This window comes from Bradyrhizobium jicamae (assembly GCF_018130215.1).
GTDB classification, from domain to species: domain Bacteria; phylum Pseudomonadota; class Alphaproteobacteria; order Rhizobiales; family Xanthobacteraceae; genus Bradyrhizobium; species Bradyrhizobium jicamae_A.
Map to the genome: position 1 here is coordinate 21,224 of NZ_JAFCKQ010000037.1, position 13,066 is coordinate 34,289.

Below are 13,066 nucleotides of genomic sequence, written 5' to 3' on the forward strand. Positions count from 1 at the left end.
CGGGTTATCCGCGGCGATCTGCCGCGCACCGCGCGGCCGGTGGTCTTGGAGATTGGCGGCTATTTAAGCCAATGCGCGATCCGTGCAACCGCCTCCTGCATCTCGTCGGCCGAGCGTGCATAGGAAAAGCGGACGAAGGCGCGGCCGTGAACGGGATCGAAGTCGACGCCCGGAGTGGCCGCGACATGCGTCTTTTCCAGCATCTCGCTTGCGAACGCGAAACTGTCTGATGTGAAGTCGGAGACGTCGGCGTAGAGGTAAAAAGCCCCGTCCGCCGGCAGGAACTTTGTCAGTCCCGCCTTCGGCAGGCCCTCGATCAGGATGCGGCGGTTCTCCTGATAACCCCGCTTGATCGCCTCCATCTCCTCGCGGCCTTCGAATGCCGCTTCCGCCGCGATCTGCGACAGCGTCGGCACCGAGATCGAAAGGTTCTGCTGCAGCCGCTCGATCGGCCGCACCAACACCTCGGGCACCACCATCCACCCGACGCGCCAGCCGGTCATGCAGAAGTATTTCGAGAACGAGTTGATCACGAGCGCACGCGGCGACAACTCCGCTGCCGTCACCGCCGGAAACGCGTAATCGAGGCCGTGATAGATTTCGTCGGAGATGAATCGGATGCCCGCGCTGTCGGCCGCCGCCATCAGGGTGGCCAAGGCCTCGCGCGACATCATCGTGCCCGTCGGATTGGCCGGACTGCCGACCAGGACGCCCTTCAGCGGCGCCTTGCGATGCGCCGCGAGCAGCGCCTCGCCGGTCAGGGCATGGCGGGTGTCGCTGGTGGTTTCGATCAGCACCGGCTCGCAGCCGAGCGCGGTGAGAATGTGCCGATAAGGCGGATAGCCGGGAACCGTGACCGCGACGCGGTCACCCGGCTCGAACATCGCGAGGAACGCGAGGATGAATCCCCCCGACGACCCGGTGGTCACGATGATGCGCCCGGCATCCACGTCGCAGCGATATGTCTCGCGATAGTGACGGGCGATCCGCTCGCGCAAGGACGGAATCCCGAGCGCGGAGGTGTAATCGATCCGTCCGTCCTGCAAGGCAGCCTGGGCCGCCGCAATCGCCGGCTTCGGCGCCGATGCCGCGGGCTGACCGACCTCCATGTGGATGACATGGCCGCCGCCGGCCTCGATTCGTGCCGCAGCGGCCATCACGTCCATCACCATGAATGGTGGAACATCGCTCCGCCCGGACGCCGTCAACAGGCTGGTCACACGGTCTCTCGCTGTCGCGTCTTGCATGGATATCCGCTTTTTGGGCGGCTGCCGCCGAATTAAGGTTCCCGTACCGGTTACCGCCCCAGACTGGCCGTATTCGGTGGCTCCTTATAGCGGTTTCAGGACAAGTGCATACCGCTCCGTGTGACCAAAAACCGCAAAAACAAGAGACTGCGCCGCGCTTCTGATCTAATCAGGGCCGGAATCGGACTTCGCCGCTCAGCGGTCGGCCACTGCCAGTAGATTGCCCATGCTGTTCCACCATACGCTCCGCGCCACGTCGTCCAGGCTGACTGCACTTGTCACCGCGCTCGCGCTCGCGCTCGGCCCGATGGCCCGCGCGCAGGAACAGGCCGGCAAGGGACCACCGGTGCTGCGCGACACCGAGTCCGAGCAATTGCTGCGCGAATACACCCGCCCGATTCTGCGCGCCGCCGGTCTGGAGAAGCAGAACATCCAGATCGTCATCATCAACGACAGCGCGTTCAACGCGTTCGTCGCCGACGGCCACCGCATCTTCGTGAACTACGGCGCGCTGCTGCAATCGGAAACGCCGAACCAGATCATCGGCGTGCTGGCGCACGAAACCGGCCACCTCGCCGGCGGACACCTCGCCAAGATGCGCCAGCAGCTCGCGCAGGCACAGACCCAGATGATCATCGCGATGCTGCTCGGTGCCGGCGCGATTGCCGCGGGCGCGCGCAGCGGCTCCGGCAATGGCCTCGCCAACGCCGGCGCGGCCGCGATCTCGGCGCCGCAGACGGTGATCATGCGCTCGCTGCTGTCCTATCAGCGCCAGCAGGAAGAGAACGCCGACCGCGCCGGCGTCAAGTTCCTGACCGCGACCGGACAATCCCCGAAGGGCATGTACGATACCTTCAAGCGCTTCAGCGACGAAAGCCTGTTCGCCGCGCATGGTACCGACCCCTATCTGCAGTCGCATCCGATGCCGGTCGATCGGGTCGCGGCGCTCGAGGAGATAGCCCGCTCCAGCCCATATTGGGACAAGAAGGACGATCCGGCGCTGCAGCTCCGCCACGACATGATGCGCGCCAAGATCTCGGGCTTCATGGAACGGCAGGACACGGTCTATCGCCGCTATCCGCTCACCAACACCAGCCTGCCGGCGCGCTACGCGCGGGCCATCACCACCTATCTGCACGGCGATTTGCGCTCGGCGATTGCTCAGATCGACGGCCTGATCCAGGTGCAGCCGAACAATCCGTATTTCTACGAGCTGCGCGGCCAGGCCCTGCTCGAAGGCGGCCGCCCGCTGGAAGCCATCGCGCCGCTGCGCCGCGCCGTGCAGCTTTCCAGCAACGCACCGCTGATCGAGATGCTGCTCGGCCAGGCCCTCGTCGCCTCCGACAACAAGGCCTATACCGAGGAGGCGATCAACATGCTGCGCGCCGCCGTCGCGCGCGAGCCCGAGGCGCCGCTCGGCTTCACCCAGCTTGCGATGGCGTATGGCCGCAAGGGCGACTACGCCGAGGCCGACCTTGCGTCCGCGCAGGCCGCCTATCTGCGGGGCGACAACAAGACGGCCCGCGACCTGGCGTCGCGCGCCAAGACCCGGTTTGCCATCGGCACGCCGGGCTGGGTCAAAGCTGACGACATTGTGAGCGCCAAGCCCATGCCAGGGCAGAAAAACAACTAGAAATAAACCGAAGTTCCATACAACGATTGCCGAAACTCGCTCGTGGCCCTGCCGTATTTCGAGTTCCGCCGAACAAGGATTAGCCCCATGCCATCGTTCCGCTTTCTTGCCCCTGCCCTGTTCGCGCTGGCGATGTGCGCCGCGCCGCTGCCGGCCTCCGCCCAGAGCTTCTCGGACACCCAGCGCAGCGACATCGAGACCATCGTCCGCAACTACCTGGTCTCGCATCCCGAGGTGCTCGAGGAAGCGATGAACGAGCTCAGCAAGCGGCAGGCGGCGGCCGAGGCCGAGAAGCACGAGCAGAGCGTCGCCAAGAACTCCGACACGATCTTCAACTCGCCCCGCGGCGTCACGCTCGGCAACAAGGACGGCGACGTCACCTTCGTCGAGTTCTTCGATTATAATTGCGGCTACTGCAAGCGCGCGATGAGCGACATGCTCGACCTGCTGAAGTCGGACCCGAAGCTGAAGGTCGTGCTGAAGGAATTTCCGGTGCTGAGCCAGGGTTCCGTGGAAGCAGCCCAGGTCGCAGTCGCCGTCCGCATGCAGGACCCGACCGGCAAGAAGTATCTCGAGTTTCACCAGAAGCTGCTGGGTGGCCGCGGCGCTGCCGACAAGGCGCGAGCGCTGGCTGTGGCCAAGGATGTCGGTCTCGACATGGCAAGGCTCGAGAAGGACATGACGAGCCCGGAAGCGAAGGCGACCATCGAGGAGAACTTCCGCCTCGCCGAAGCCATGGGCATGAACGGCACGCCGAGCTACGTGATCGGCAAGCAGGTCGTGGTCGGCGCGGTCGGCCTCGACAACCTCAAGGAAAAGATCGGCATCGCGCGCTGCGGGAAGGCGACCTGCTGATCGACATCGCGACGCGATTCCGGCGCACCAGGAAATCCGGCTGCCACGCAGCCGGATTTTTTTTGCGGAATCCGAACTGCAGTGGACACCGAAAATACAGCGCGACCTATCGCGAGATCGAGGAACATTTCGGCGGTTTCAATTTCGGCGGCGCCAATGCTCAGCTTGATCGCGCCAGCATGGAGTTCGCCTGGGCCTGCGGTTGAAGCGCAACGCGTTCATCGCGCATTCACGAAACGCGCAGCGCGGAACCGGAGATCGTTAGGAACATCGCACATCCTCTTCCGTTGTCGGCGCGGGCAATGCAGACATGTGAGGAGGAACATCTATGTCGAAACGCTTTATGATTTCGGTTGCAGCAGCGGCTCTGATCGCCGGCGCGGGCTTCGCCAATGCGCAGGGCATGTCGAAGGAATCGCCAGGGGCCGGTGGCGGCGCGACCACGCAGCACAGCGCGCCGTCGGGCGGCGCAGCCTCGGGCACGATGCAGCACAATTCCGGCGGCATGAAGGGTTCCGAGCATTCCACGACCGGTCAATCCACCGGCGCGAAGGGCGCGGAGTCCGACAGGGCCGGCAGCTCCAGGGGCGCGGAGGAGAACACCCAGAAGTCGAAGGGCATGAGCTCGGAGAACGAGGGCGCGCGCGACAAGAGCATGAAGGCCGAGGGCCACGAGAAGAGCGGCAGCATGAAGGCCGAGGGCCATGAGAAGAACGGCAACATGAAGGCCGAGGGTCGCGAGAAGAACGGCAACATGAACGCGGAAAGCCGCGAAGGCCGCGAACGCACCAACGCCGCCGAAAGCCGCGAAAAGAACGGCAACATGAATGCGGAAAGCCGCGAAAAGAGTGGCGCGTCGCAGACCAACCAGAATGCCCAGACCAGAACCCCGACCGACACCAACCGGGCACAGACGAACGACACCAGCCGTTCGCAAACCACCACCGGCAACGCGGCGACCTCGGCGACGGCGGCACCGCCCGCGGAGAAGCGCACCGAGATCACGACTGCGATCAAGTCGGAGCATGTGACCGAAGTGACCAATGCGAACTTCAACATATCGGTCGGCACCCGCGTTCCGGCCGACGTGCACTTCTATCCGTTGCCGGAGCGGGTCGTGACGATCTACCCGCAATGGCGTGGCTATGATTTCATCCTGGTCCACGGACGCTACGTGATCGTGCAGCCCGAGACGCACGAGATCGTCTACATCATCGAGGGCTAGTCTGGCCTCGACGCGAGGACGGGCATCAGGCCGTCCTCGCCCGGATGCGAACCCCGCCCCCTCCGGGCGGGGTTTTGCTTCCTGTGGACCCAACCTCAGGAAGCGGGGAGCCAACGGCTCCCGGACATGCCCTCCCAAGAAATTGGTTAACCAGCAATTTCCGTGTGTTACCGAAACTATCTAACAGCCGGGTCGAGGCTGTTGAAGACCTTCCGAACTCACCTAAAGGCTTCCCCTGCGGCCGGTTGTTACCTATAACCCGGCCCACTTCACCCTTCGCCGGAACCCTGGAATGGCTGCTGCCGGAACGATTTATGTGCTGAACGGCCCGAACCTCAATTTGCTGGGGACGCGCGAGCCCGAGACCTACGGCCATGCCACCCTCGCCGATGTCGAGAAGCTGTGCGCGGACACTGCCAAGCAGTTCGGCCTCGCCGTCGACTGCCGGCAATCCAACCGCGAGGGCGAGCTGATCGACTTCATCCACGAGGCTCACGCCAAGAAGGCGGTCGGGATCATCATCAATGCCGGCGGTTATTCGCACACCTCGATCGCGCTGCACGACGCGCTGGTTGCGGTGAAGATCCCCGCCGTCGAGGTTCATGTCAGCAACATCCACGCCCGCGAGAGCTTTCGGCTTCACTCCTTCACTGCCAAGGCCGCGTTCGCGTCGCTTTGCGGCTTCGGTATCGACGGCTACCGCCTCGCGATCATGGGCCTCGCCGCCAGGATCGGCGTCAAGGCAAAGACTTAATCGCCATTCCTGACGTTCCCCGTCACCAGATACAGATTCCGGATCAAGATCATGGCGCGCCAGCCAGACGACAAATCAGCCGCAAAATCCAAGAGCGAGTCCAAGAACGAATCCAAGAGCGACGACAGCGCGCTCATTCGCGAGCTCGCGCTGCTGCTCGCCGAAACCAATCTCACCGAGATCGAGATCGAGCGCGCGGGCCTGCGCGTTCGCGTGGCGCGCAACATCAGCATTGCCGCGTCCGTGCCCGCGGGACCGATCCAGACGGCAGTCGTCGCACCGGTCGCCGCCGCACCGGCCGCTGCGCCCGCCACCGATCTCGCAAAGCATCCGGGTGTCGTTCCCTCGCCGATGGTCGGCACCGCCTATTGGTCCCCGGAGCCCGGCGCCAAGCCGTTCATTGAAGTCGGTGCGAAGGTGTCGGCCGGCCAGACGCTGCTGATCATCGAGGCGATGAAGACGATGAATCAGATTCCGTCGCCGCGCGCCGGCACCGTGACACAGATCCTCGTCGAGGACGGCCAGCCGGTCGAATTCGGCGAACCGCTCGTGATTATCGAATGAGCGAATGGGGAGTAGCGAATAGCCTCCATTCGCTATTCGCCATTCGCTGCTCGCGGCTTGGAGAGACATGTTCGACAAGATCCTCATAGCCAACCGGGGCGAGATCGCGCTCCGCGTGCTGCGCGCCTGCAAGGAGCTCGGCATCGCAACCGTCGCGGTCCACTCCACCGCCGACGCCGACGCCATGCACGTGCGGCTCGCGGACGAGAGCGTCTGCATCGGGCCGCCGCCGTCGAAGGACTCCTATCTCAACGTGCCGGCGCTGCTCGCGGCCTGCGAGATCACCGGCGCGGATGCCGTGCATCCCGGCTACGGCTTCCTGTCCGAGAATGCGCGCTTCGCCGAGATCCTGGCCGACCACAATCTGGATTTCATCGGACCGAAGGCCGAGCACATCCGCCTGATGGGCGACAAGATCGAGGCCAAGAAGACGGCGAAGCGGCTCGGCATTCCCGTGGTGCCCGGCTCCGACGGCGCGGTGACCGCGGACGACGACGCCATGGCGATCGCCAAGGCGATCGGCTTCCCGGTGCTGGTCAAGGCTGCCGCCGGCGGCGGTGGACGCGGCATGAAGGTCGCCCAGACCGAGGCCGATCTGGCGCTCGCGCTGTCGACCGCGGCCAACGAGGCCAAGTCGGCTTTCGGAGACGCCTCGGTCTATCTGGAGAAATACCTGCAGAAGCCGCGCCATATCGAGATCCAGATTCTCGGCGACGGCCGCGGCGGCGCGATCCATCTTGGAGAGCGCGACTGCTCGCTGCAGCGCCGTCACCAGAAGGTCTGGGAAGAAGGCCCCTCACCCGTGCTCGCCGCCGCCGCCCGCGCCAGGATCGGCGAGACCTGCGCCAAGGCGATGCGGGACATGAAGTATCTCGGCGTCGGCACCATCGAATTCCTCTACGAGGACGGCGAGTTCTACTTCATCGAGATGAACACGCGCATCCAGGTCGAGCATCCCGTCACCGAGAGCATCACCGACATCGACCTCGTTCTGGAGCAGATCCGGATTGCGGCCGGCGGCGAACTGCCGGCCCGCCAGGACGAGATCTCGATCATCGGCCACGCCATCGAGTGCCGCATCAATGCCGAGAACCCGCAGACTTTCCGTCCCTCGCCCGGCCGGATCACGCAATTCCATCCGCCCGGCGGCCTCGGCGTACGGATCGATTCGGCGGTCTACCAAGGCTACATGATACCGCCCTACTACGATTCGCTTGTCGGCAAGCTGATCGTGCACGGCAAGACCCGCGGCGAATGCCTGATGCGGCTGCGCCGGGCCCTCGACGAGATGGTGGTCGACGGCATCGAGACCACGCTGCCGCTGTTCCGCGCGCTGGTCCGCGAGCCCGACATCATCGAGGGCGATTATCACATCCACTGGCTCGAGCAGTATCTTGCCGGAAAGCCCGGCGACGCTGCAAAATAATGCGGCACCGTGGAACCCGGGCCTTCCCTGGACGTATACAGGCGTTAAGGGATTTCCACGGGGACGCATTGAGCTCCATTGATATGGCAAGACAGCCGTGACGCCGGTTTCGCGACGGCGCACTGCTTTGCAGATCCTCCTGCTGTCGGTGGGATTCGTCGTGCTGGTCGCGATCAGCGTGGCCTCGGTGCTGCTGGTCAACCAGGCGCGCGAAGACAACGCCTGGGTCGTCCATACCGTCGAGGTCGAGAGCCAGCTCGCCAATCTCCTGCTCGAGGTTCGCCGCGCCGAGAGCGCGACGCGCGCGTATCTCCTGACCTCGGCGCCGCAATATCTGGCGGAGTACCAGACCGCTGCTGCGGGAATCCCGGCCGCGCTCGAGCATCTCGCGAAGATCACCGCCGACAACCCGACACAGGTCAACAACGGCGCCAAGCTCAGGGCCGCGGTCGAAAAACGGCTGGCCGAATACGCGCTCGGCGTCGAGCGCGTCAAGAACAACGACGTCGCCACCGGCGTCGACCTCCTGCGCAATGCCACCTCGACCGATGCGGTGGAAGCGATCGCCCGGATCAGCAGCGACATGCGCGCCGAGGAGGATCGGCTGTTTGCAATGCGCACGGCGACTGCCGACAGGACCCAGGTCCTGGCCTCCTCGGTCACCATCGCCGGCTCCTGCATGGTGCTGGCGCTCGCCGGCTTCTCGATCGTTCTGGTCCGTCGTTCTTCGCGCGCCCGCGACGACGCCGAGGCCAGGCTGCGCGATGTCAACGTCACTCTCGAAGCGACCGTCGACGAGCGCACCGCGGACCTGCGCGAAGCCAACGAGGAGATCCAGCGCTTCGCTTACATCGTCAGCCACGATTTGCGCTCGCCGCTGGTCAACATCATGGGCTTCACCAGCGAGCTGGAGGAACTGCGCAGCGACATCTTCAAGCGCATCGCCACGCTCGGTCGCAACGCCTCGCTTCAGCCGACGTTGCCTGACGCCAATGATGCCGTAGAGCCCGAGCTCGACGAGGGCGACAAGCAGCTCTCGAACGACTTCGACGAATCACTCGGCTTCATCAAATCCTCGATCGCCAAGATGGATCGGCTGATATCCGCGATCCTCAATCTGACCCGGGAAGGCCGCCGCGAATTCAAGCCGGAACGGATCGACGTCCGCGAACTGATCGACGGCATTGTCAAGACGGTCGCCCACCAGGCCGCGGAGAGCAGCACCACCATCAAGCTCGGCGCGCTGCCGAACCTCGTCAGCGACCGCCTTGCGCTGGAGCAGATCTTCTCCAACCTGATCGACAATGCCCTGAAGTACCTCAAGGACGGCGTCCCCGGCGAGATTTCGGTCGCGGGCCGCACCAAGCTCGGCTTTGCCATCTTCGAGGTCACGGACAACGGCCGCGGCATCGACCCGAAGGATCATCAGCGTATCTTCGACCTGTTCCGCCGCGCGGGAACCCAGGACAAGCCCGGACAAGGCATCGGCCTCGCCCATGTCCGCGCACTTGTGCGCCGACTGGGAGGCACCATGTCGTTAGCGTCGGAGCTTCACAATGGCAGCACGTTCACGATAACACTGCCTATCAAATGGACAGGCAGGAACCGGGATCGAGAGTCATGAGCAATCCAGTCACCATCATCATGGTCGAGGACGATGAGGGCCATGCCCGCCTGATTGAGCGCAATATCCGGCGATCAGGTGTCAACAATGAGATCATCCCGTTCATGAACGGTACAGCGGCCGTCAATTACCTGTTCGGCAAGGATGGGACAGGCGTCGAGCGCAAGGGCGATGCACTGCTCATCCTGCTCGATCTCAATCTGCCTGACATGACCGGCATCGATATCTTGAAGCGGGTCAAGGAGAACAAGTATCTCAAATCGACGCCGGTTGTGGTGCTGACCACGACGGACGATTCCCAGGAGATCAAGCGCTGCTACGAACTCGGTTGCAACGTCTACATTACCAAGCCGGTGAATTACGAGAGCTTCGCCAACGCTATTCGCCAGCTCGGCCTGTTCTTCTCCGTGATTCAGGTACCGCCAGCTTCCGCATGACCAGCGCGACGCCGACACTGCTCTATATCGATGACGATCCGGCGCTGGCGCGCCTGGTCGACCGCGGGCTGACACGCGCGGGCTTCAAGGTCGTGCACGCCGCCGACGGGCGGCAGGGCCTCGACCGTCTCGCCCAGGGCGGCATCGACGTCATCGCGCTCGACCAGTACATGCCTGGCCTCGACGGGCTGGAGACGCTGGAACAGATCCTGAAGATCGCCGACGCGCCGCCGGTGGTGTTCGTCACCGCCTCGCAGGACTCCGCGATCGCCGTCACCGCGCTGAAGGCCGGCGCGGCGGACTACCTCGTGAAGGACGCAAGGGGTGAGTTCATCCCCCTGCTCCAGGTCGCGGTCAACACTGCAATCCGACGGGCCGCGATCCAGAAGGCGCGCGATGAGGCGGAAGCCGAGGTGCACGCCTCGCGTGACCGCTACGCGGCGCTCGCCGCCGAGCGCGAAGTGCTGCTGCGCGAGGTCAACCACCGCGTCGGCAATTCGCTGCAGATCATCGCCTCGCTGCTGCATCTGCAGGCCAACTCCACCCGCCAGAACGACGTCAAGGCGGCCCTGACCAACGCGATGGGCCGCGTCGCCGCGGTGGCCCAGGTGCATCGTCGCCTCTACACGTCCCATGACTTCAAGTCGGTGATGCTGAACCAGTATCTGGAGGCGCTGCTCGAGGATCTCCGGCGCTCGGCCGAAGGCAACCGGATGTCGCGGCTGACCCTGAAGGCCGACCCGATCGAGATCGATCCCGATCGCGCTGTTGCAATCGGCATCATCGTCAACGAGCTGGTGATGAACGCGGTGAAGTATGCCTATCCCGACGGCGCCGGCCCGATCCATGTCGAGCTGAAGCCGCAAGGCGATGATGTCCTGCTGTCGATCAGCGATGACGGCGTCGGTTTTGGCGACAATGACGATCCGCGCGGTACCGGCATGGGGCAGCGCATCGTGACGGCGATGGCCTCCAAGCTCGACGCCTTTGTCGAGCGCGATCCCAACCACAGCGGCACGAAGGTGCTGGTCCGCTTCCGCCGTATCCCCGCAGCGCCGCAGGCCTGCGCTGCGGCGAAATAGCCGGCCTCGGCGTTATCTCACTCGTGCTGCGTCCGGTGCCGCCGCGTCCTGTGCGGGCTGCAATCGCGGCACGGCGCGCCGAACACCACCTGCGACGGATAGGGTCGCGCAGAGCGCCATGGCGTCGCTCCGAACAGGCCCGCCGCCCCGAAGCCCGCGCTAAAGGGATCGGCGGCAAAGTTGCCGGGGAAATAGCCATTGGTGCGAAAATCGCGATCGTCGTCCCGGCCGTCGAAATACCAGCCGCTGGTGTAGCCGTAGCGCACCGGGCGCTCCTGCGCGGATGATGTTCCGGCACAGAGCATGACGGCGATGCCGGCAAGCAGGAGTTTTGCTGCGGTCATGGCACGGATCCTCATGGCCGGATGGTCCCCCAGTCGCCCTTCCAGGCGATCAGATGTCCCCTGCCGAACTGCAAATACAGCCCGTCGCTGCGGTTGGACAGGATGCTTCCCTTCACGTTGGACAGCGCGAGAAACAGCTCGCTGCCCGGGCGGCCGCGCACATAAGTGAGCGGCACGCCGAGCGCCTGGCTGGCCTGGTCGACGGTCATGCCGAAGGTCAGCGGAACGTTGTTGGACCCGAGCCGTTGCTGCGCACGGGTCGCACCGGGGGACCCGCCGAGCGCGACGATGAGACCGGTGGCCGCGATGGCCAGGAACCGCTGGAAGAACCGCTGCAAGAACAGCTTCAAGGACCGTTGCATGACCGACCTCATTGCAGCGCCGCCAGGGTGCCGGCCGGTGTCCAACCGCCGCCGAGTGCCTGGAACAGACTGCTGGCCGCCAGCAGCTTGTTGAGCCTGACCGTGACCAGATTGTTTTCTGCCGTGAACAACGTCTGCTGGGCCTGCAGCACCGTGATCAGGTTTACAGTACCGCCGCGCAACTGCGTCTCGGCGACCTCGAACGCCTTGCGCGAGCTCGCCACCACGTCAGCCTGAAGCCGCTCCTGCAAGGTATATTTCTGCAGCGCGATCAGCGCCTTCTCGACATCGGCGAAAGCCGACAGCACGGCCTTGCGGTAGGCCTGCAGGTATTGCAATTGCTGGCCCTTGGCGAGCTTGAGCTGGCTCTCCAGCAGGAAGCCGTCAAACAGTGGCTGCGTCAGCCCGGCCGCGAGCGTGTAGTACCAGGCGCCCGGCGCGAACAGCGAGGCGAGCGCTGCGCTCTGGACGCCTGTGGTGCCGGTGAGCTGGATCTGCGGGAAGAACGCCGCGCGCGCTGCTTCCACGCTGAAGTTGGACGCGGCCAGCTGCGCCTCCGCCTGGCGGACGTCGGGCCGCTGGTAGAGCAATTCCGACGGCAGGCCGGGTGTGACGCGCGGCACCGCAATCTGGGTGGTGCTGCCGCCGCGCACCCTGAAATTGGCCGGTGCGCGCGCCACCAGCACGGCCAGGGCGGCGGTGTTCTGCCCCACTGTCACCTCGAGCGGCGGGATCGCGGCACGCTGGGTCGCGACCAGCGCCTCCTGCTGCGACACATCGAGCTGCGAGGCGGTACCGCCGGCGAATTGCTGCTTGATCAGCGTCAGGATGCGCTCGGCAGCGGCCAGGTCGTTGCGGGTGACCTTGATCTGGTCCTGCGCCGCGAGCAGCTGGAAATAGGTGTTGGCGACGGTCGCCATCGTCGAGAGCGCGACCACCTCGCGATTGTAGCGGGAAACGGTGGCGCTCTCCTCCGACGCCGCCAGGGTCGCGCGGTTCTTGCCCCAGAAGTCCACGATGTAGCTCGCACTGAGCCCGAGATTGTACTGCGAGAACGTTCCGCTTGCGCCGCCCGTCGATGAAGTGGATCCCGACGAGATACGCTCGCGCTCCGCGTTCGCCGTCCCCGTGACGCTTGGCAGCAGCGCAGCGCCCGAGACGCCGACCTGTGCATCGGCCTGCACGATCTGGGCGATCGCAACCGCGATATCGAGATTGTAGAGCTGCGCCGATTCCATCAGCGTGGTCAGTTCGCCGGAGCGGAAGCCACGCCACCAGGCAAGCGCCGGCACCGCCGCATCGGCGTCGCCCTTGGCTGCGGTCTTGTAGCTTGCGGGCACCTCGAGATTGAGTTCGGGCCGTTCCGATCCCGGAATACAGCCCGACAAGCCAAGCCCGAAGCCCACGACCATCACGAGCGCCGGCGGCCGGGCGCGACGAGACATCCGCGCCCCCGGGCGGCGGGCAGGTTTCTGCAATACGCGAAGGCTTCGCAAGGCACTGACTATCGGCA

13 protein-coding genes are annotated in these 13,066 nt (G+C 64.8%); 9 read left to right on the forward strand and 4 right to left on the reverse strand.

What is annotated here, in order from left to right; all coding sequences use genetic code 11:
• Positions 1-59: 59 nt before the first annotated feature.
• Positions 60-1,247, reverse strand: coding sequence for a pyridoxal phosphate-dependent aminotransferase (locus tag JQ586_RS29505; protein ID WP_212398147.1), 1,188 nt, complete (start codon positions 1,245-1,247; stop codon positions 60-62).
• Between the two features lie 226 nt (positions 1,248-1,473).
• On the opposite strand from JQ586_RS29505, the gene JQ586_RS29510 reads away from it, so the two are divergent.
• The 9 genes from JQ586_RS29510 to JQ586_RS29550 all read left to right on the forward strand — a co-directional run bounded on the left by JQ586_RS29510 (position 1,474) and on the right by JQ586_RS29550 (position 10,847).
• Positions 1,474-2,880, forward strand: coding sequence for a M48 family metalloprotease (locus JQ586_RS29510; RefSeq protein WP_212398148.1), 1,407 nt, complete (start codon positions 1,474-1,476; stop codon positions 2,878-2,880).
• A gap of 87 nt (positions 2,881-2,967) precedes the next feature.
• Positions 2,968-3,735: a DsbA family protein gene (locus JQ586_RS29515; protein WP_212398149.1), complete on the forward strand. Its 768-nt coding sequence runs from the start codon at positions 2,968-2,970 to the stop codon at positions 3,733-3,735.
• Positions 3,736-4,063: 328 nt separating this feature from the next.
• Positions 4,064-4,960: a DUF1236 domain-containing protein gene (locus JQ586_RS29520; RefSeq protein WP_212398150.1), complete on the forward strand. Its 897-nt coding sequence runs from the start codon at positions 4,064-4,066 to the stop codon at positions 4,958-4,960.
• A 292-nt stretch (positions 4,961-5,252) separates the two neighbouring features.
• Complete coding sequence (gene aroQ, locus JQ586_RS29525; RefSeq protein ID WP_212398151.1) at positions 5,253-5,714, forward strand: type II 3-dehydroquinate dehydratase; 462 nt, start codon at positions 5,253-5,255, stop codon at positions 5,712-5,714.
• Positions 5,715-5,765: 51 nt separating this feature from the next.
• The gene (accB, locus tag JQ586_RS29530; protein ID WP_212398152.1) at positions 5,766-6,278 is read left to right on the forward strand and encodes an acetyl-CoA carboxylase biotin carboxyl carrier protein; all 513 of its coding nucleotides are present in this window, start codon (positions 5,766-5,768) and stop codon (positions 6,276-6,278) included.
• Positions 6,279-6,345: 67 nt separating this feature from the next.
• Entirely contained in the window at positions 6,346-7,704 is a 1,359-nt protein-coding gene (gene accC / locus JQ586_RS29535) for an acetyl-CoA carboxylase biotin carboxylase subunit (protein ID WP_212398153.1), read from the forward strand.
• Between the two features lie 127 nt (positions 7,705-7,831).
• Positions 7,832-9,328, forward strand: a complete 1,497-nt coding sequence (locus JQ586_RS29540; RefSeq protein WP_249148307.1) for a sensor histidine kinase — start codon at positions 7,832-7,834, stop codon at positions 9,326-9,328.
• Positions 9,325-9,765 carry a response regulator gene (locus JQ586_RS29545; RefSeq protein ID WP_212398155.1) on the forward strand — a complete coding sequence of 147 codons (441 nt, stop codon included), beginning with the start codon at positions 9,325-9,327 and terminating at the stop codon, positions 9,763-9,765. The genes JQ586_RS29540 and JQ586_RS29545 overlap by 4 nt, the downstream gene beginning before the upstream one ends.
• Entirely contained in the window at positions 9,762-10,847 is a 1,086-nt protein-coding gene (locus JQ586_RS29550) for a sensor histidine kinase (RefSeq protein ID WP_212398156.1), read from the forward strand. Before JQ586_RS29545 ends, JQ586_RS29550 begins: the two co-directional genes overlap by 4 nt.
• Positions 10,848-10,864: 17 nt before the next feature.
• Here JQ586_RS29550 and JQ586_RS29555 read toward each other — a convergent pair whose 3' ends face one another.
• Genes JQ586_RS29555 through JQ586_RS29565 form a run of 3 tightly spaced genes read right to left on the reverse strand, consistent with a single transcriptional unit; the run spans position 10,865 to position 12,998 of the window.
• Positions 10,865-11,191: a BA14K family protein gene (locus JQ586_RS29555; RefSeq protein WP_249148312.1), complete on the reverse strand. Its 327-nt coding sequence runs from the start codon at positions 11,189-11,191 to the stop codon at positions 10,865-10,867.
• Between the two features lie 11 nt (positions 11,192-11,202).
• Positions 11,203-11,553 (reverse strand): hypothetical protein, encoded by a 351-nt coding sequence (locus JQ586_RS29560; RefSeq protein ID WP_249148315.1) that lies wholly within the window; start codon positions 11,551-11,553, stop codon positions 11,203-11,205.
• 8 nt (positions 11,554-11,561) lie between these two features.
• Positions 11,562-12,998, reverse strand: coding sequence for an efflux transporter outer membrane subunit (locus tag JQ586_RS29565; protein ID WP_212398158.1), 1,437 nt, complete (start codon positions 12,996-12,998; stop codon positions 11,562-11,564).
• Positions 12,999-13,066 lie beyond the last annotated feature (68 nt).